Source organism: Staphylococcus sp. HMSC034G07 (genome assembly GCF_001835975.1).
Classification (GTDB): domain Bacteria; phylum Bacillota; class Bacilli; order Staphylococcales; family Staphylococcaceae; genus Staphylococcus; species Staphylococcus ureilyticus.
Genome location: NZ_KV826609.1, coordinates 633,492 through 654,487, shown reverse-complemented (window position 1 = coordinate 654,487; position 20,996 = coordinate 633,492). Strand labels below are relative to the sequence as shown.

General features: G+C 32.6%; 13 protein-coding genes. 12 read left to right on the top strand and 1 reads right to left on the bottom strand.

What is annotated here, in order from left to right:
- Positions 1-14: 14 nt before the first annotated feature.
- The 6 genes from HMPREF2586_RS11145 (at position 15) to pyk (ending at position 9,712) form a co-directional block, all read left to right on the top strand.
- Complete coding sequence (locus HMPREF2586_RS11145) at positions 15-3,218, top strand: DNA polymerase III subunit alpha (RefSeq protein ID WP_070658692.1); 3,204 nt, start codon at positions 15-17, stop codon at positions 3,216-3,218.
- 238 nt (positions 3,219-3,456) lie between these two features.
- Positions 3,457-4,689 (top strand): NADP-dependent malic enzyme, encoded by a 1,233-nt coding sequence (locus HMPREF2586_RS11140; RefSeq protein ID WP_046206868.1) that lies wholly within the window; start codon positions 3,457-3,459, stop codon positions 4,687-4,689.
- 75 nt (positions 4,690-4,764) lie between these two features.
- Complete coding sequence (gene accD, locus HMPREF2586_RS11135; RefSeq protein WP_070658690.1) at positions 4,765-5,631, top strand: acetyl-CoA carboxylase, carboxyltransferase subunit beta; 867 nt, start codon at positions 4,765-4,767, stop codon at positions 5,629-5,631.
- Entirely contained in the window at positions 5,624-6,568 is a 945-nt protein-coding gene (locus tag HMPREF2586_RS11130) for an acetyl-CoA carboxylase carboxyltransferase subunit alpha (protein ID WP_046206870.1), read from the top strand. The genes accD and HMPREF2586_RS11130 overlap by 8 nt, the downstream gene beginning before the upstream one ends.
- 394 nt (positions 6,569-6,962) lie before the next feature.
- The gene (gene pfkA, locus HMPREF2586_RS11125; protein WP_046206871.1) at positions 6,963-7,931 is read left to right on the top strand and encodes a 6-phosphofructokinase; all 969 of its coding nucleotides are present in this window, start codon (positions 6,963-6,965) and stop codon (positions 7,929-7,931) included.
- 20 nt (positions 7,932-7,951) lie between these two features.
- Positions 7,952-9,712, top strand: a complete 1,761-nt coding sequence (pyk, locus tag HMPREF2586_RS11120; RefSeq protein WP_046206872.1) for a pyruvate kinase — start codon at positions 7,952-7,954, stop codon at positions 9,710-9,712.
- Between the two features lie 428 nt (positions 9,713-10,140).
- On the opposite strand, the gene HMPREF2586_RS11115 is transcribed toward pyk, so the two are convergent.
- Positions 10,141-11,505, bottom strand: coding sequence for an amino acid permease (locus HMPREF2586_RS11115; protein ID WP_070658688.1), 1,365 nt, complete (start codon positions 11,503-11,505; stop codon positions 10,141-10,143).
- Between the two features lie 352 nt (positions 11,506-11,857).
- Between HMPREF2586_RS11115 and HMPREF2586_RS11110 the strand changes: the two genes are divergently transcribed.
- The 6 genes from HMPREF2586_RS11110 to mutM all read left to right on the top strand — a co-directional run bounded on the left by HMPREF2586_RS11110 (position 11,858) and on the right by mutM (position 20,992).
- On the top strand, positions 11,858-12,976 hold the full coding sequence (locus tag HMPREF2586_RS11110; RefSeq protein WP_064208851.1) for a citrate synthase: 1,119 nt from the start codon (positions 11,858-11,860) through the stop codon (positions 12,974-12,976).
- Between the two features lie 49 nt (positions 12,977-13,025).
- Positions 13,026-14,294: an NADP-dependent isocitrate dehydrogenase gene (icd, locus tag HMPREF2586_RS11105; RefSeq protein ID WP_064208852.1), complete on the top strand. Its 1,269-nt coding sequence runs from the start codon at positions 13,026-13,028 to the stop codon at positions 14,292-14,294.
- A 419-nt stretch (positions 14,295-14,713) separates the two neighbouring features.
- Entirely contained in the window at positions 14,714-15,424 is a 711-nt protein-coding gene (locus HMPREF2586_RS11100; protein ID WP_046206876.1) for a response regulator transcription factor, read from the top strand.
- Positions 15,424-17,112, top strand: coding sequence for a two-component system histidine kinase PnpS (gene pnpS, locus HMPREF2586_RS11095; protein ID WP_070658683.1), 1,689 nt, complete (start codon positions 15,424-15,426; stop codon positions 17,110-17,112). Before HMPREF2586_RS11100 ends, pnpS begins: the two co-directional genes overlap by 1 nt.
- Positions 17,113-17,473: 361 nt before the next feature.
- Positions 17,474-20,104, top strand: a complete 2,631-nt coding sequence (gene polA / locus HMPREF2586_RS11090) for a DNA polymerase I (protein WP_046206878.1) — start codon at positions 17,474-17,476, stop codon at positions 20,102-20,104.
- A 15-nt stretch (positions 20,105-20,119) separates the two neighbouring features.
- Positions 20,120-20,992: a bifunctional DNA-formamidopyrimidine glycosylase/DNA-(apurinic or apyrimidinic site) lyase gene (gene mutM / locus HMPREF2586_RS11085; RefSeq protein ID WP_064209119.1), complete on the top strand. Its 873-nt coding sequence runs from the start codon at positions 20,120-20,122 to the stop codon at positions 20,990-20,992.
- Positions 20,993-20,996 lie beyond the last annotated feature (4 nt).

Sequence of the window (20,996 nt, the reverse complement as noted above, 5' to 3'; positions counted from 1 at the left end):
GGAGGTATTTGCTGATGGTTGCGCATTTAAACGTTCATACATCGTATGACTTATTGAATTCAAGTATTAAAATTAAAGATGTCATTGCGAAAGCAACGAAAGAAGGTTACACATCATTAGCAATTACAGATACAAATGTTTTATATGGTTATCCCCAATTCTACGACGCGTGCTTAGCAGCAAATATTCATCCAATATTTGGTATGACAATTTATCTCACAGATGGTTTAGCTTCAGTTGAAACCATTGTCCTTGCTAAAAATAATCAAGGTCTAAAAGATTTATTTAAATTATCGTCTGCAATTAAAATGAAAGAAAAGTCTGAAACGCCCTTAGAGTGGCTTAATAAATATATTGATCATTTGATTGTCATATTTAAAGATGTAAATGATTCACACCAAAGCATATTACAAAATTTTATTGGTAATGAAGATATATTTGTAAATCACAATAGCCAACAAGGATTAGATTTTCCGGTCGTGTGGGCACAAAGTACAAACTATTTAAATGAAGATGATGCGGATACTTTAACGGCATTAGCTGCTATAAAAAATAATGAGAAATTAGATTTAGTTAAAGAAGTGCATGATTACAACGCACATATGTTTAGTAGAGCTGATTTAGATACATTCCATGTTAGTGAGCGTATTTGGCAAAATACAAATTACATCGCAACCATTTGTAATGCCGAACTACAATATCATCAATCATTATTACCTAAATTTAAAACACCAAATAATCAGCCGTCTAAAGATTATCTTTATGAGATGCTTCAACAAAATTTGAAACAGTTAAATCTATCCCAAGCGTCACTACAAAGATATGCTAAAAGGCTTAATCATGAATATGAAATTATTACACGCATGGGTTTTGAAGACTATTTTTTAATTGTAAGTGATTTAATACATTTTGCTAAAACGCATGATGTATTAGTTGGGCCAGGTCGTGGTTCATCTGCTGGTTCTTTAGTTAGTTACCTATTAGATATTACGACGATTGATCCCATTAAATATAACTTGTTATTTGAGCGTTTTTTAAATCCTGAGCGTGTTACTATGCCAGATATTGATATTGATTTTGAAGATACACATAGAGAAAAAGTGATTAAATATGTACAGGAAAAATATGGCAATAATCATGTTTCTGGTATAGTGACGTTTGGTCATTTATTAGCAAGGGCAGTTTCAAGAGACGTCGGTCGGATTATGGGTTTTGATGAAATAACATTAAATGAAATTTCATCTTTAATCCCTCATAAATTAGGCATTACATTAGATGAAGCATATGAGAAAAAGGAATTTAAACAATTTGTGCATAGAAATCATCGGCATGAACGCTGGTTTGAAATTTGTAAAAAATTAGAAGGTCTACCACGACATACGTCAACACATGCAGCAGGGATCATTATAAACGACCACCCTTTATATGAGTATACACCATTAACTTTAGGTGATACTGGCATACTGACACAGTGGACTATGACCGAAGCGGAACGTATTGGTCTGTTGAAAATTGATTTTCTAGGTTTACGAAATTTATCTATTATTCATCAAATCGTTAAGCAAGTGAAAAGAGATATGAACATTGATATAGATATTGAAGCCATTCCTTTTAATGATTCAAAAGTATTTCAGTTACTCTCACATGGTGATACAACAGGTGTATTCCAATTAGAATCTGATGGTATAAGAAATGTATTGAAAAAATTACAACCAGAACAATTTGAAGATATTGTAGCTGTAACTTCTTTGTATAGACCTGGACCTATGGAAGAAATACCAACGTATATTACTAGGAGACACTTTCCTGAAAAAGTACAATATTTGCATAAAGACTTAGAGCCTATATTAAAAACAACGTATGGTGTTATTATCTATCAGGAACAAATTATGCAAATTGCGAGTAAGTTTGCTAATTTTAGTTATGGTGAAGCAGATATATTAAGACGTGCGATGAGTAAAAAGAATCGTGCAGTATTAGAGAGTGAGCGACAACACTTTGTGGAAGGTGCTTTAAGTAACGGGTATGATGAACGATTAAGCAAACAAATTTTTGATCTGATTTTAAAATTTGCAGATTATGGCTTCGCACGTGCACATGCGGTGAGTTACTCCAAAATAGCTTATATTATGAGTTATTTAAAAGTACATTATGCTAATTATTTTTATGCCAATATCCTAAGTAATTCAATTGGTAGTGAAAAGAAGACAGCACAAATGATCGATGAAGCGAAACATCAGCAATTAAATATATTGGCACCCAATATTAATGAAAGTCATTGGTTTTATAAAGCAAGCAACAAAGGTATCTATCTATCTTTAGGCGCAATTAAAGGCATCGGCTATCAGAGTGTTAAACTTATTGTTGATGAAAGAAAAAGTAATGGTATATATAAAGATTTCTTTGATTTTACACGTCGTATACCTAAAAGAATAAAGAGTAGAAAATTACTTGAAGCATTAATATTAGTCGGGGCTTTTGATACATTTGGTAAAAATAGAGCGACGTTATTGCATGCGATTGATCAAGTGTTAGATGACGTATCCAATGTGGAACAAGATGATTTTATTTTTGATGTATTGACCCCAAAAACATCTTATGAAGACAAAGAAGAATTACCAGATCAAGTACTAAGTGATTATGAAAAAGAATATTTAGGGTTTTATGTCTCGACACATCCTGTAGAGAAGGCATTTGAAGAAAAACAATATCTTGGTATTTATAAGCTTAATAATGCTAGAGATAATCAACCTATCTTTATTCAAATCGACCAGTTAAAACGTATTCGTACTAAAAACGGACAAAATATGGCATTTATTACGTTAAATGATGGACTTAATAATTTAGATGGGGTAGTGTTCCCAGACGCATATAAAAAATTCGAAATATACTTAAACAAGACAGATACACTTATTGTGAAAGGTAAATTTGAATATAGAAATAATAAAAAACAACTTATTATTAACCAAATAGAAAGTGTTGCGTCGTTTGAAAGTAATAAACTAGCAAATGCAAAACAAATAATCATTAGAAATATAGAAGATTTATCAGAAATAAAAAAGCAGTTAAATTTACAAGCAACGGCAGATGACATCCCAGTGAAATATTTTCAAGAAAACCAAAATCAATTTAAAATTATAGGTTTTATAACACGTAAAAATGAAAAAATTGAAACGCTAATAGCCAAGTTTTCACCATGGGATATAAGGATAATTTAACTTTATCAAGTCTATAAACTATGATATAGTAAACTGATGGTTAAGTTGATACTTACCATCAGTTTATATTAAATGATAGTTTAAATACTACATGTAAAATATATGTTTTTATTACAAAAGTTATCATACAACATGTGCTTATGATTTAATGCTAACGATAACATTTGTAATTTTTGTTAGATTGTAATAAAAATATATATGACTGATTAAAATTATTGAATGTAAGGGGTAGGTTTACATGACATTAAGAGACGACGCACTAGAAATGCATAGAATTAATCAAGGTAAATTAGAAGTTACACCAAAAGTTCAAGTGACCAATAAAGAAGAGCTAAGTTTGGCATATTCACCCGGTGTAGCTGAACCATGTAAAGAAATACATGAAGACCCTAGAAAAGTATTTGAATATACAATGAAAGCAAATACAGTCGCGGTTGTTACAGATGGTACAGCTGTACTTGGATTGGGCAACATTGGTGCAGAAGCTAGTATTCCAGTAATGGAAGGGAAAGCAGTTTTGTTTAAAAGTTTTTCAGGCATTGATGGTGTGCCGATTGCACTAAATACTACGGATACAGATGAAATTGTAAATACGGTAAAATTATTAGAACCAAACTATGGTGGCATTAATCTTGAAGATATTTCTGCACCACGTTGTTTTGAAATTGAAGCGCGTTTAAAAAAAGAAACAAAAATACCTGTTTTTCATGATGACCAACATGGTACTGCAATTGTAACAGTTGCAGGTATGATTAATGCACTGCGCATTATTGATAAAGAATTATCTGATATAAAAGTGGTACTTAACGGAGCAGGTGCAGCAGGTATGGCAATTGTTCAATTGCTTTATTCATATGGTGTTAGAGATATGATTATGTGTGATTCCAAAGGTGCTATTTACGAAGGTCGTTCTTATGGTATGAATGATACAAAAGCATTTGTAGCTAAATGGACAAACAGAGATAAAGTAGAAGGCTCGTTAAATGATGTCATAAAAGATGCTGACGTATTTATTGGCGTTTCTGTAGCCGATTTGTTAACAAAAGAAATGGTTGAATCAATGGCTAAAGATCCAATTATATTTGCTATGGCAAATCCGAATCCTGAAATCAATCCTGATGTAGCAAAAGAAGCAGGTGCTAAAGTAATTGGAACTGGTCGTTCGGATTATCCAAATCAAATCAATAATGTCCTTGCATTTCCTGGTATTTTTAGAGGTGCATTAGATGTAGAAGCTACGCATATAAATGAAGAGATGAAACAAGCTGCAGTAGAAGCAATTGCAAATTTAATTAAACCAGAAGAATTAAATCCAGATTACTGTATTCCTGGTCCATTTGATAAACGTGTGGCACCTTCTGTTGCTAGAGAAGTTGCAAAAGCAGCAATGGAAACAGGGGTAGCAAGAACAGATATGGACCCAGAAGAAATTTATAATAAAACAATGAAATTAACAGATTTAGATAAATAATATTCATGAATACTGATCTCAAAATATTGTGTTTATAATATTGGGAAGACAGTAATGGTTAAGTGGAGGTTTAAAATGTTTAAAGATTTTTTCAATAGAAGTAGTAAAAAGAAAAAGTATGTGACTGTTTCCGATTCAAAACAAAGTGATGTTCCAGCAGGAATTATGACAAAATGCCCGAAATGTAAGAAGATCATGTATACTAAAGAATTAGCTGAAAATTTAAATGTATGTTTCAATTGTGATTATCACATCGCTTTAACAGCGTATAAAAGAATTGAAGCCATTTCTGATGAAGGTACATTCACAGAATTTGATAAAGGAATGACCTCTGCGAATCCATTGGATTTTCCAAGTTATGAAGAAAAAATTCAAAAAGATCAACAAAAAACAGAGTTAAATGAAGCTGTTGTTACTGGTACAGCACATTTAGAAGGTATTGAATTTGGCGTAGCTGTGATGGATGCTAGATTTAGAATGGGTAGCATGGGCTCAGTGGTTGGTGAAAAGATATGTAGAATTATAGAATATTGTACTGAGCATCGTTTACCGTTCATCCTATTTTCTGCTAGTGGTGGCGCTAGAATGCAAGAAGGTATCATATCTTTAATGCAAATGGGTAAAACCAGTGTCACTTTAAAAAGACATATGGATCATGGATTGCTATATATTTCGTATATTACAAACCCAACAACAGGTGGTGTATCGGCAAGCTTTGCTTCAGTTGGTGATATTAATTTAAGTGAACCTAAAGCACTTATTGGTTTTGCTGGTAGACGAGTGATTGAACAAACGATTAATGAAAAGCTACCTGACGACTTCCAAACTGCTGAATTTTTATTAGAGCATGGACAATTAGATAAAGTTGTACATAGAAAAGAAATGAAAGTAACACTATCTAATATTTTAAAAATGCACCAAGAGGTGAAAACGAATGCTTGACTTTGAAAAGCCACTTTTTGAAATAAAAAACAAAATTGAATCGTTAAAAGAATCACAAGAAAAAAATGACGTGGACTTACAGGAAGAAATTGATATGCTTGAGGCTTCATTAGAGCGTGAAACACAAAAGGTATATACTCATTTAAAGCCATGGGATCGAGTACAATTAGCGCGCTTACAAGAAAGACCTACATCTCTAGATTATATACCTCATATTTTTGATTCCTTTATTGAGTTACATGGTGATCGTAATTTCCGAGATGATCCAGCTATGATTGGCGGTATTGGCTATTTAAATGGCCAAGCAGTTACAGTTGTTGGTCAACAACGTGGGAAAGATACTAAAGATAATATTTATCGTAACTTTGGTATGGCGCATCCTGAAGGATATAGAAAAGCCTTACGCTTAATGAAGCAAGCTGAAAAATTTAATAGACCTATTTTTACATTTATCGATACAAAAGGAGCTTATCCAGGGAAAGCAGCAGAAGAACGTGGTCAAAGTGAATCTATTGCTAAAAACCTTATCGAAATGGCAGCACTTAAAGTGCCAGTCATTGCGGTTGTAATTGGTGAAGGTGGAAGCGGTGGCGCTTTAGGTCTTGGCATTTCGAATCGTTTATTAATGCTGGAAAACAGCACATATTCTGTAATTTCACCAGAGGGTGCATCTGCATTATTATGGAAAGATAGTAATTTAGCACAAATAGCTGCGGAAACAATGAAGATTACTGCAGAAGATTTATATGAATTGAAAATTGCCGATGAAGTTTTAAAAGAACCACTTGGTGGCGCTCATCATGATATTGAAAAGCAAGCTCAAAATATAAAAAGTGCATTTTTAAAACATTTGAATGAATTAAGTGCGTTTAATGAACAACAAATCATAGATGATCGCTATGACAAATTTAGAAATATCGGTTCTTTTAATGAATAATTAAAAAGACACGAAATAATATACTTCTGCAAAGCCATTTTTTATAGTATTCATACTAACCATGTGGATTTTAAAGTCTAAGGTTTTAAAAGAGCATTAAATTGCAATCAGGTATACAGCCCCCTGATTTCATATTAGTGCTCTTTTTTTATTGAGTAAAGTAAGTCAAAAGTGGGAATTTGAGATATCTGTTTAATAAAGTAAAGTTAAAGGTATGATAAAGTATCATTGTTTTGAAAATATAAAATATAAGGAAACGCTTTCGTATTGTAAAATGTTTTTTTACAATAATTAAAAACGTTTACATGAGTTACAATGCCCTATTTTAATGGCACCTTCTATAATTTTATGGTATTTTTAGAATAAGAAATACATGTTAGAAAGGTATGTCGTCATGAAAAAAATTGCAGTGTTGACTAGCGGTGGAGATTCACCAGGCATGAACGCGGCTATTAGAGCTGTTGTTAGAAAAGCGATTTATAATAATATTGAAGTTTACGGTGTTTACCAAGGCTATCAAGGATTATTAAACGATGATATCGAGAAGTTGGAGCTCGGTTCTGTTGGAGATACAATCCAACGTGGCGGAACTTTTCTGTATTCAGCAAGGTGTCCTGAATTTAAAGAAGCAGAAGTTCGACAAAAAGCAATAGAGAACTTGCGCAAAAGAGGTATTGAAGGCCTAGTAGTAATAGGCGGAGATGGTAGCTATAGAGGTGCGCAACGCATTAGCGAAGAATGTAAAGAAATTCAAACGATAGGTGTACCAGGTACGATAGATAATGATATCAACGGTTCAGACTTTACAATTGGATTTGATACTGCATTAAATACCATTATAGATTGTGTTGATAAAATTCGCGATACGGCTTCAAGTCATGCAAGAACATTCATCATAGAAGTTATGGGTCGTGATTGTGGAGATTTAGCACTATGGGCTGGACTTTCAGTAGGAGCTGAAACAATCATTGTCCCAGAAGTGGAAACAGATATTAAAGATGTAGCTGAAAAAATTGACAACGGAATAAGACGTGGGAAAAAACATTCCATTGTTATGGTTGCAGAAGGTTGTATGTCTGGAGAAGATTGTGCAAAAGAACTGACAAAGTATATTAATGTTGATGCACGTGTATCTGTGCTTGGTCATATCCAACGTGGCGGCAGTCCAAGTGGCGCAGATAGAATGCTTGCTTCACGATTAGGTGGACATGCTGTAGACTTATTACTAGAAGGAAAAACAGCAATCGGCGTTGGTATTCGCAACAATGAATTAACAGACACTTCATTTGAAGAAATATTTAGGTCAAATGAACACAAGTTTGATTTTGAAACATTTGCTTTAGCAAATGAATTATCGATATAAAATACTGGGAGGCATTAATAATGAGAAAAACTAAAATTGTTTGTACAATTGGACCTGCATCTGAGTCTGAAGAAATGCTTGAGAAATTAATTAAAGCTGGAATGAATGTTGCGAGATTAAATTTCTCACATGGTGATCATGCAGAACATAAAGCTAGAATTGATAGAATTCGTGAAGTATCTCAAAGATTAGGTAAAACAGTTGCAATATTATTGGATACTAAAGGTCCTGAAATCCGTACTCACAACATGAAAGATGGTGCTATTGAACTTGAAAAAGGTACGGAAGTCATCGTAAGTATGACTGAAGTTGAAGGTACACCTGAAAAATTCTCAGTAACGTACGATAATCTAATAAATGATGTTCAAGAAGGCTCATATATTTTATTAGATGATGGCCTTATTGAATTACAAGTAAAACAAATAGATAAAGCAAACGGTGAAGTTGTATGTGATGTTTTAAACACTGGAGAATTAAAAAATAAAAAAGGCGTAAACTTACCAGGTGTTAAAGTAAGTTTACCAGGTATCACTGATAAAGATGCTGAAGATATTAAATTCGGTATAAGTGAAAATATTGACTTTATCGCTGCAAGTTTTGTGCGTCGTCCGAGTGATGTACTAGACATTCGCAAATTACTTGAAGATGGTAAAAACACAAACATTAGCATTATACCTAAAATCGAAAACCAAGAAGGTATTGACAATATTAAAGAAATACTTGAAGTTTCAGACGGTTTAATGGTTGCTCGTGGTGATATGGGTGTTGAAATACCACCTGAATCCGTACCAATGGTGCAAAAAGACTTAATCAGACAATGTAATAAATTAGGTAAGCCTGTTATCACAGCGACGCAAATGTTAGACTCAATGCAACGTAATCCTCGTGCGACACGTGCTGAAGCAAGTGACGTTGCGAATGCCATTTATGATGGTACAGATGCAGTTATGCTATCAGGCGAAACAGCTGCTGGATTATACCCAGAAGAAGCAGTCAAAACAATGCGTAATATTGCAATTTCAGCTGAAGCTGCACAAGATTATAAACGATTATTATCCGATCGAACTAAATTAGTGCAAACTTCATTAGTTAATGCAATTGGTGTTTCAGTAGCGCATACAGCATTAAATTTAAATGTAAAAGCGATTGTAGCAGCAACTGAAAGTGGTTCTACTGCTAGAACGATTTCTAAATATCGTCCTAAATCAGATATTATTGCGGTTACACCACATGCTGAAACTGCGCGTCAATGTGCATTGGTTTGGGGTATTCACCCTGTCGTTAAAGAAGGACGTAAAACAACAGATGCTATGTTGAACACAGCAGTTGCTACAGCGGTCGAAACTGAAAAAGTTCAAAATGGTGATTTAATCATTATTACAGCAGGTGTACCTACAGGAGAAAAAGGGACAACAAATATGATGAAATTACATCTAGTAGGTGACGAATTAGCTAAAGGTCAAGGTATCGGTAGAAATTCAGTTGTTGGAAATACTTTAGTAGTGAATGATGCGAGTGAACTTGAAGGCAAAGATTTAAGTGAAACGGTCATTGTCACAACTTCTGTAGATGAAACGCTTGTCCCTTACATTGAAAAAGCCAGTGGCTTAATTGCTGAAGAGAGCGGCATCACTTCTCCGAGCGCAATTATAGGTCTAGAAAAAGGCATTCCAACAATTGTAGGTGTTGAAAATGCGACTAAAGAGATACAAAATGATATCTTGATTACGGTAGATGCAAATCAAGGAAAAGTATTTGAAGGATATGCGAACGTACTTTAATCATAGTTATCATATGCTAAATCCTTACTCATAATATAAGCAACATAAGTGATAATACAAATTAAAAATGCACTTCCATTTATAAATGGAAGTGCATTTTTTCTAGATATAAAACTTTAACATCGTTACTCGATTTATAATCGTCACTTAAAGTAATACATCATACCATAAAAACATTAACAGATTGCGCTTATTTGATTGATATATAACACATGTTAAGCACGTCAATAGTTATCTGTTTAAATGATTTCGATATGATATATACACCGTGTATTGAGATACTCAAATACTATTGTTAAACACTACACATAACGATGTAGCATCAATTCTCTTTTTTATACAGAAATAGCCCAAGACCATTTTATGTCTTAGGCTATTGTATTAGATTATTGATGTGTTGAAGCATTCAACAATAGTTGTTGATAGGATTACTTCATATCTGAAGTAGCGAATTTTTTATATCTTAGATACATAAGACTCAAGATGATAAACCAAATAGGTGTTAAATAGACTGCTCTTCTTGTTTCTACATTTACGAAAAGTAAGCAAAATACTAAAAAGAAGAAAATCAAAATGATATACCCAATATATTTACCACCAAATAATTTATATGTAGCATTTTTGTGCATTTCTGGGTTTTGGCGATGATAACTAATGTAGGCAACAATAATTAAAGCCCAAACGACTAAAAATAGTACTGTTGAAACAGTTGTAATATATGTGAATACTAAAGTTGCGTTTGGAATAATATAGTTCAATAAGGCTGAAATTAACAATAGAGCACATGAGACTAAGATTGCTATGTGAGGCACACCATTTTTGTTTGTTTTTTCAAAAATAGGGGGTGCTTGCTTTTGATTTGAAAGCCCAAATAACATACGGCTGTTTGAAAATATACCACTATTACAAGAAGAAGCAGCAGCTGTTAATACTACAAAGTTGATGATGCCTGCTGCAAATGGAATACCAATTAAAGCAAATAATCTCACAAAGGGACTTTCTTCTGGATTAATATTGTTCCAAGGGATGATTGACATAATTACAGTCAATGCACCAACATAAAATACTAAAATTCTAATCGGAACGCTGTTGATTGCTTTTGGAATCGTTTTAGTTGGATCTTTTGTTTCGCCAGCCGTCACGCCAATCAATTCAATCCCTACAAAGGAAAAGAGTGCCATTTGAAATGACATTAAAAATCCACTAATCCCTTTTGGGAAAATACCATGTTGATATAAATTAGTTAACGAGGTGTGTCCAAATTGTGTATCGTATGCCATGACAATCATTACAATGCCAACGACAATAAGTGCTAAGATTGTAACTACTTTGATGATGGAAAACCAAAACTCTAGTTCTCCAAAAAGTTTAGCGCTTAATAAATTGAGTGACATTAAAATTAATACACAAAATAGAGCACTTATCCAATTGGGGATATGTGGGAACCAGAAACTAACGTATTTAGCAACAGCTGTAACCTCTGCCATACCTGTAATAATCCAACACAACCAATATGTCCATCCGGTAACAAATCCAGCAAATGAACCTATGTATTGATTTGTTACATCAGCAAAAGATTTAAAATTCGTATTTGTTACAAGAATTTCACCTAAGCCTCGCATAAACATAAATAACATAAATCCTATAATGATATATGTAAGTAAAATCGAAGGGCCAGTTAATGCTATGGTTTGACCTGCTCCTAAGAAAAGCCCTGTGCCGATTGCACCTCCAATTGCAATTAACTGTATATGCCTATTGCTGAGTTCTCTTTGTAACTGTTGTTTTGCCATAAGTTTTAACTCCTTTATTAAGTTATTTATTATTATGATACGCAATTTAAAATAAAACAACACTTTTTTATAGTTGTATCTTAAAAAAGTCAGTGTAATATTATATTAATAATTTGTTATTAATCATGATAACCAATTAAAAACTTTGATAAATTGAAGAAAGGGTAATTACATATTAGAATGATGATATAACAACGTTCATTAATTATGGCGTGTTTATGGGCATATAAACAAATCATCATTTCTTAATGATTAACTAGGAATTTAAACTGAAATATTCACAAAAACGTAAATATTGGCTATAATAGTTTATGAAAGCCGTTTCATTATGAAATAGAAAAGGGGAATATATATGGCAGAGTTACAAAAAGGTTTAGAAGGGGTAATTGCAGCAGAAACTAAAGTGAGCTCTATCATTGATAGTCAACTTACATATGCTGGCTATGAAATTGATGATTTAGCCGAAAATGCTGAATTTGAAGAAGTAGTCTTTTTATTATGGCATTACCGATTACCTAATAAAGAAGAATTACAATCATTTAAAGAAAAACTCTTTAACTATATGACATTAAATCCTAGAGTTTATAATCATTTTAAAGAGTACGCTACTAGTAATGTACATCCTATGACAGCATTAAGAACATCAGTGTCTTACGTTGCGCACTTTGATGAACATGCTGAGGATGAAAGTGAAGATCAAACGATGGAACGTGCAGTACGTATTCAAGCTAAAATCGCTTCACTTGTTACAGCATATGCTAGAGTTAGAGAAGGTAAAGAACCTGTTAAACCTAGCAGTGATTTAAATTATGCTGGTAATTTCTTATATATGTTACGTGGTGAATTACCAACAGATATCGAAGTTGAAGCATTTAATAAAGCATTGGTATTACATGCAGATCATGAGTTGAATGCTTCTACCTTTACTGCAAGATGTGCAGTGTCTTCATTATCAGACATGTATTCAGGTATTGTAGCAGCTGTCGGTTCTTTAAAAGGTCCATTACACGGTGGGGCAAATGAGCGTGTAATGAGTATGTTATCAGAAGTTAAGTCTATTGATGATGTAGATGAATACATTGATAATAAAATTAAAAATAAAGAGAAAATAATGGGATTCGGTCACCGTGTATATAAAAATGGTGATCCAAGAGCGAAATTCTTAAAAGAGATGAGTAGAAAGATTACATCCGAAACAGGCCAAAGCCAGTTATTTGATATATCTGTAAAAATAGCTGATAAAATGAAAGAAGAAAAAGGCCTTATTGCTAATGTGGATTTCTATAGTGCAACTGTATATCACAGTATGAATATTGAACATGATTTATTCACACCTATTTTTGCAGTTAGTAGAACTTCAGGTTGGATTGCACATATTCTTGAACAATATAGAGATAATAGAATTATGCGTCCAAGAGCACAATATATTGGTGAAACTAATAGAACTTATGAACCAATTGAAGAAAGATAATCACGAATTAACATAAATAAAACAATTCAAATGATGGAGGTATTTTTACATGGCAGGAGAAAAAGTAGTAAAAACAGCAGAAGGGTTAACTGTACCAAATAATCCTATCATTCCTTATATTATCGGTGACGGTATTGGACCAGATATTTGGTCAGCTGCTAGTAGAGTCATTGACGCAGCCGTAGAACAGGCTTATAACGGTGAAAAGAAAATTGAATGGAAAGAAGTACTTGCAGGTCAAAAAGCTTATGATGAAACAGGCGAATGGTTACCACAAGAAACTTTAGATACAATCAATGAATATTTAATTGCAATTAAAGGACCACTTACTACACCAATCGGCGGAGGTATTCGTTCATTAAACGTTGCACTACGTCAAGAACTTGATCTATTTACTTGCTTAAGACCAGTACGTTGGTTCCAAGGTGTACCTTCACCAGTTAAACGTCCGGAAGATACTGATATGGTTATTTTCCGTGAAAACACAGAAGATATCTATGCTGGTATTGAATTTAAAGAAGGAACACCAGAAGTTAAAAAATTAATCGATTTCTTACAAGATGAAATGGGTGCTAAAAATATAAGATTCCCAGAAACATCAGGCATTGGTGTGAAACCAGTTTCAAAAGAAGGTACAGAGCGTTTAGTTCGTGCAGCGATTCAATATGCTCTAGATAATGATCGTAAATCAGTAACTCTAGTTCATAAAGGTAATATTATGAAATTTACAGAGGGTGCTTTCAAACAATGGGGCTATGATTTAGCACATAATGAATTTGGTGATAAAGTCTTTACATGGCAACAATATGATGAAATTGTTGAAAAAGATGGTAAAGAAAAAGCTAATGAAGTTCAAGAACAAGCTGAAAAAGACGGTAAAATTATCATCAAAGATTCCATTGCAGATATTTTCTTACAACAAATATTGACACGTCCTGCAGATCACGATGTAGTAGCTACGATGAATCTTAACGGTGACTATGTGTCAGATGCGTTAGCAGCACAAGTTGGCGGTATTGGTATTGCACCAGGCGCAAATATTAACTATGAAACTGGCCATGCGATATTTGAAGCTACACACGGTACTGCACCAAAATATGCTGGTTTAAATAAAGTAAACCCATCATCTGAAATTTTAAGTGCTTCATTAATGCTTGAGCACCTAGGTTGGCAAGAAGCAGCTGACAAGATTACTGAGTCTATCGAAAAAACAATTGCTTCAAAAGTCGTTACTTATGACTTCGCACGTTTAATGGATGGTGCAAAAGAAGTATCTACATCTGAATTCGCTGATGAATTAATCAAAAATATTAAATAAAATGACAATAAATAACAATAAAGAAGTATTTTTCTAAGGAAAATAAATACTTTAGCTTAAGAGCGAGAATATGAAATCATGATTATTATGATTTCTATCTCGCTCTTTTATTTTGATTAAAATATATTTTACGAGCAAGCAAATCTTAGCAAAATATAATTTAAACGAAAGATTTAATAGTTAGAATATAAAATTAATGTTAAGGTATTATTAAAATCAGGAATAATAAGTATATTCAATATCAGTTATTGATTCATTGAAGAATAGTTTATGTAGACGATACAAAATCTTTGTGCTTTCTTTACAAATAACTAATTATTTTCTATTTATTAAGTTTATGTAAAAATACTTTTAAGTATGTTATTTTTATTAAAATTTACGTTATAATTAATTTGTAATCATAAATTTGGAGGTATACTATGTCACAAAAAGTACTTGTAGTAGATGATGAGCAATCAATTGTAACCTTGTTAAAATATAATTTAGAGCAAGCTGGATATATCGTGGATGTTGCCTATGATGGTGAAGAAGCATTAGAAAAAGTGAATGCTGTAAATCCAGAATTGGTTGTATTAGATGTTATGCTTCCTAAAAAAGATGGAATCGAAGTTTGTAAAACGATCCGATCTGATAAAAATTTAGTGCCAATTTTAATGTTAACTGCTAAAGATGATGAATTTGATCGTGTGTTAGGTCTAGAACTTGGTGCAGACGATTATATGACTAAGCCATTTTCACCGAGAGAAGTGGTAGCTAGAGTTAAAGCCATTTTAAGACGATCTGCCATGATTAATGAAGCAGTACCAGTTGAAAATGATGAAGATGATATTTTAATTGGTTCTATCAGAATTAGACCAGAATATTTTGAGGTTTACCGTGGTGATGAATTATTAGAACTCACACCTAAGGAATTTGAACTGTTACTATATCTTATTGAAAGACAAGGCAGAGTAATTACACGTGAGCATATGCTAAACTCTGTTTGGAATTACGAATTTGCAGGTGACTCAAGAATTGTGGATGTACATATTAGTCATTTAAGAGATAAATTGGAAGAGAACCCTAAGCAGCCTAAATTGATCAAAACAGTTAGAGGTTTAGGCTATAAATTGGAAAGACCTAAAGTCTAATGTTGAAGTTTCACCAAAGACTCTTATTTTTATTATGTACCATCGTTATCATTAGTTTTGTTGCATTAGGTGCAATAATTACACATGTCATATACAATACAGTCATATCAAGCCAGCAAGGTGACTTAGAACACCAAGCACAACATTTAGTCAGTTTATACAATCATGATAAAACAGATGAAATCAAAGATATTGCAAAAAACGAAAATTTTACTTTGATACTTACTGAAGGTAACGATGAAGTATTTTCCACAAAGGCAGGGACCCCATTTAATAATGATATTAATAATGAAGCGAATCCTTCTAAAATAATTTACGATAAAATAGGGGATGACCGTAGATATACTTTTAAAACTTCGATTAGAGATAAAGATGTGATTATCAGTGGTGTTAATAATCAAATACTAGAACTACAAATAGGTATATGGAAATATGTAGGTTTAATTGGATTATTTGTATTGGTTATTATTTTCTTTGTCGTGAGAAGCATTAATAGAACTTACATTAGACCGATAAATGAAGTTACATATGCAACAAACCTATTAGCCGAAGGTTATTATCATGTTAGGGTTCCAGAAAGTAATGTTAAAGAAACGAGAGAATTATTCGTCACCACTAATGAGCTAGCCAGAAGATTACAACGATTAAATCATAAACAAAAGTTACAATCTAATCGATTGAAAACAACGATAGAAAATATTCCTAGTTCAATTTTAATGATAGATAAATATGGTGAGATTGTAATTGCAAACAAATCATATTATGATGTGTTTAATCCTGAGAATGTTGTAGAACATAAAAGCTATATCGACTTTATAGATCCAGAGATTCAAAAGTTAATCGCCGAAGCATTTAAAGTTGAAAAATCAACTTATGATCAAATAGAGTTGACAATTGACCAAGTCCACCAAAAATACTTTGACACAGCATGTATTCCAATTTTATCTAAAAGTAAAAAGAATCTTTACGGTATGGTAGTTGTGCTACATGATATTACAAATTTGAAAAAATTAGAAAATTTAAGACGTGAATTCGTAGCTAATGTATCACATGAATTGAAAACACCTATCACTTCTATAAAAGGCTTCGCCGAAACACTTTTAGATGGTGCTAAAAATGATGAACAAACATTAAATGACTTCTTAAATATCATTTCTAAAGAATCGAATCGTATTGAAACATTAGTATATGACTTATTAGATTTGTCTCATGTTGAGCAACAAACACAATTAGAAACAGAACCAACAAGTTTATCTGAAATTGCTGAGTCAACAATGAAACATATGCAAAATATCGCAGAAAGTAAAAATATAACAATAGTTAATGAGATTGAACCAGATATTATTATTGAGGCAAATAAAGATAAAGTTTCGCAAGTAGCACTTAATTTACTTTCGAACGCAATAAGTTATTCTAAAGTTTCTGGTCAAGTCATTGTGCGTGTTTTCAAAGAAGGTAATAAGCGTGTGCTTGAAGTTCAAGATTTTGGTATTGGTATTAGTAAGCAAGATCAAAAACATATCTTTGAACGCTTTTATCGTGTAGATAAAGCCCGCAGTAGAGATTCAGGAGGCACAGGTTTAGGCTTATCTATTACAAAGCATATTATGGAAGCCCATCAAGGTAGAATTAATGTGTTTAGTGAACCAGAAAAGGGTTCAACTTTTAGAGTCACATTTTTTGATTAAAATAATAACTACGACCGATTTAACCATAACCATCATAGGCCAAGGTTAATCGGTCGTTTTATTTTGTGTTAGTAAAAATAGAGTAAGAAAAACTCAAATTTATTAGAAATCATTGTTTTGTCCTATACAAAGAGAAAAGTGCTTGTGATTGAATAGGGTGGAAAGCTTCCTGTGATAGAGACGATAAACATGTGCATAGTGATGCTTAATCATTAAACTATAATATGTGGATTAACAGTGACTGACAATAACATGGAGATTAATTGAAATAATTATTTTATCTCAACCTCATCGAATGAATACGGATTGACCTATAATTTATGATAAAATGGAAGGTAAATATGTGTTGGAGGTTAAAATATTGAATAAATTAATTTTAATTGATGGAAACAGTTTGAGCTTTAGAGCTTTTTATGCGTTACCATTATTACAAAATAAAGCTGGTATTCATACGAACGCCGTTTATGGTTTTGCAATGTTGTTGGAAAAAATTATAAAAGAAGAACAACCCACACATTTTTTAGTTGCTTTTGATGCTGGGAAAACAACATTTAGACATGCGCAATATAGTGAATATAAAGGTGGACGACAATCCACTCCTCCAGAACTTAGTGAGCAATTTCCATACGTTAGACAATTATTGGATGCATACCGTATCAAACGTTACGAATTAGAAAACTATGAAGCAGATGACATTATAGGTACTTTAAGCAAACAAGCTAATCATGAAAACTTCCAAACAATAATCATTACTGGTGATCGTGACTTAACACAATTAGCTACTGACGATGTTACAATCTATTACACTAAAAAGGGTGTTACAGATGTCGACCATTATACTCCAGAATTTATAGCTGAAAAATATAATGGTTTATCGCCGAAACAAATTATTGATATGAAAGGTCTAATGGGGGATAGTTCTGATAATATTCCTGGTGTGGCAGGCGTTGGAGAAAAAACAGCTATTAAACTATTAAACCAATTTTCCACAGTAGAAAATGTATACGAACATATTGATGAAGTTTCGGGTAAAAAATTGAAAGAAAAGCTTGAAAATAGTAAAGATGATGCTTTAATGAGTAAAACGTTGGCGACTATCAATTGTGATAGTCCAATTGAAGTATCATTAGAAGATACTAAATTGCCTGATCAATCAGATACTGATGACAAAATTGAACTATTTAAAAAATTAGAATTTAATCAACTCTTAGACCAGATGGATGCTTCAATTAATGACTCTGACGTTCAAGAGATGGATATTGAACTAGAAGATGATTTTACAAAAATTGATTTCAACTCATTAAAAACAGCAATCATCCATTTCGAGTTAGATGGTGCCAATTACTTAAAAGACAATATTTTGAAATTTGGCTTCTTCGATGGTCAACATTATGTCGTAGTCAATGCCGAACAACTTTCACAAAATCAGTCACTGGTTGCTTGGCTTGAAAATGAGAAGACTGAAAAAATCGTCTACGATGCCAAAAAGTCTTATATCGTAGCACATCGACTTGGTATTAATATTAAGCATATTGTGTTTGATGTGATGCTAGCTAGTTACATTATTGATCCTTCACGCACAATAGATGATGTGAATTCTGTGGTAGCAAACTATGGTCAGCATTATGTTCAATCAAGTGTAGCAATATATGGAAAAGGCAAGAAAAAACAAATTCCATCAGATGACGTATTAAATCCTTATGTGGGAACTATTATCAACGCCATTAACCAAGTTAAACCAAAAATTCAACAACAATTGGATGACTATAATCAAACTGATTTATTACATGATTTAGAATTACCGTTGGCTCGTATTTTAAGTGAAATGGAAGAGACAGGTATTTATACTGAACTTAGTGAACTACAACAAATGGAAGTAGAAATTCAAAGTAAATTAGATGTCTTAATTGACAATATCTATGATGCTGCAGGTGAAAAGTTTAATATTAACTCACCAAAACAATTAGGTGTTGTATTATTTGAAACATTAAAATTACCTGTCATTAAAAAGACAAAGACAGGATACTCTACAGCGGTTGATGTATTAGAACAGTTACAAGGAGAACATCCAATCATAGAATATATTTTAGAATATAGGCAATTAGCTAAATTACAATCAACGTATGTTGAAGGCTTACAAAAAGTGATTGCTGAAGATAATCGTATCCATACTCGATTTAATCAAACATTGGCTCAAACTGGACGTCTATCATCAATCGATCCAAACCTTCAAAATATACCAGTACGTTTAGAAGAAGGTCGAAAAATTAGAAAAGCATTTAAGTCAAGTGATAAAAATAATGTTATCTTTTCAGCCGATTATTCACAAATTGAATTAAGAGTACTGGCACATATTACACAAGATGAAAGTTTGAAACAGGCGTTCATCAATGATGAAGATATTCATACAGCCACAGCAGTGAAAGTTTTTGACGTAGAACCTGAAAATGTTGATAGTTTAATGCGGAGACAAGCAAAAGCTGTGAATTTTGGTATTGTTTATGGTATAAGTGACTATGGATTAAGCCAAAGCTTGGGAATAACTAGAAAACAAGCCAAAAAATTTATAGATGATTATCTGGACAGTTTCCCTGGTGTTAAACAATATATGGAAGACATAGTTAAAGATTGTAAAGCGCAAGGTTATGTAGAGACACTGCTTCATAGAAGACGCTATATTCCAGATATTACAAGTAGAAATTTTAATTTAAGAAGTTTTGCTGAAAGAACAGCAATGAATACACCTATACAAGGAAGCGCAGCAGATATCATCAAACTTGCGATGGTTCATTTTGCTAACGAGGTTAAACATACAGATTTTCATGCTCAACTATTACTACAAGTACACGATGAGTTAATTTTTGAATTGCCAGAAGAAGAAGTAGAAGACTTTGAAAAATTTATTGAAAAGATAATGGATAATGCATTGAAATTAGATGTTCCATTGAAAGTAGAATCTAGTTATGGACAAACATGGTATGACGCGAAATAGAAAGAGGGGAATATGGTGCCTGAACTACCTGAAGTTGAACATGTTACAAGAGGGATAAGGCCTTTTGTAAAAGGGCAAAAAATTGAGGATATTATGTTCTCTGATAAAGTGATAGAAGGAAAAAATAATAATAAAGAAACGATTATTAAAGGGTTATCTTTAGATACATTTAAACATTATACTAAAGGCTACACGATTCATAATATTGAAAGACGTAGCAAATATATTGTTTTTTATATTGAAAATAGTTCGACACAAAGAATAATTATTAGCCATTTAGGTATGGCAGGTGGTTTTTTTGTCGTAGATCATTTAGAAGATATCAGTGCTCCCAATTATCGTAAACATTGGCATGTTATTTTTAAATTAGATAATGACAAACTCTTAGTTTACTCAGATATTCGGAGATTTGGTGAGATTAGAAATGTTGCTTCATTTGAAGGATATCCATCATTTTTAGAAATCGCACCGGAACCTTTTGAGAAAGAAGCATTACCACATTTTATGTCATGGTTTGATAAAAAATTATATCAAAATAAACCAATCAAACAAATGATATTAGACCATAGAGTAGTTTCAGGTTGTGGTAATATCTATGCCTGTGAAGCATTATATAGAGCAGGTATCCATCCAGCACGTATATCTAAAGATTTAAATTATCAAGAAAAAGAAATGTTATTTTATTATGTTCGAGAAGTGTTAGAAGCGGGTATTAAATATGGAGGTACCAGTATTTCAGATTATCTCCATGCAGATGGAAGTACAGGTACGATGCAACAACATTTAAATGTATATAAACAAAAGACATGTAAAGTGTGCGGAAATGATATTGAGACACAAATCATTGCAACACGTAATAGTCATTTCTGTCCTGTATGTCAAAAATGAAGGA

Excerpts from the sequence above, each read along its gene's own strand:
- HMPREF2586_RS11145 (WP_070658692.1), top strand. The coding sequence starts at position 15 with ATGGTTGCGCATTTAAACGTTCATACATCGTATGACTTATTGAATTCA.
- HMPREF2586_RS11140 (WP_046206868.1), top strand. The coding sequence starts at position 3,457 with ATGACATTAAGAGACGACGCACTAGAAATGCATAGAATTAATCAAGGT.
- accD (WP_070658690.1), top strand. The coding sequence starts at position 4,765 with ATGTTTAAAGATTTTTTCAATAGAAGTAGTAAAAAGAAAAAGTATGTG.
- HMPREF2586_RS11130 (WP_046206870.1), top strand. The coding sequence starts at position 5,624 with ATGCTTGACTTTGAAAAGCCACTTTTTGAAATAAAAAACAAAATTGAA.
- pfkA (WP_046206871.1), top strand. The coding sequence starts at position 6,963 with ATGAAAAAAATTGCAGTGTTGACTAGCGGTGGAGATTCACCAGGCATG.
- pyk (WP_046206872.1), top strand. The coding sequence starts at position 7,952 with ATGAGAAAAACTAAAATTGTTTGTACAATTGGACCTGCATCTGAGTCT.
- HMPREF2586_RS11115 (WP_070658688.1), bottom strand. The coding sequence starts at position 11,505 with ATGGCAAAACAACAGTTACAAAGAGAACTCAGCAATAGGCATATACAG.
- HMPREF2586_RS11110 (WP_064208851.1), top strand. The coding sequence starts at position 11,858 with ATGGCAGAGTTACAAAAAGGTTTAGAAGGGGTAATTGCAGCAGAAACT.
- icd (WP_064208852.1), top strand. The coding sequence starts at position 13,026 with ATGGCAGGAGAAAAAGTAGTAAAAACAGCAGAAGGGTTAACTGTACCA.
- HMPREF2586_RS11100 (WP_046206876.1), top strand. The coding sequence starts at position 14,714 with ATGTCACAAAAAGTACTTGTAGTAGATGATGAGCAATCAATTGTAACC.
- pnpS (WP_070658683.1), top strand. The coding sequence starts at position 15,424 with ATGTTGAAGTTTCACCAAAGACTCTTATTTTTATTATGTACCATCGTT.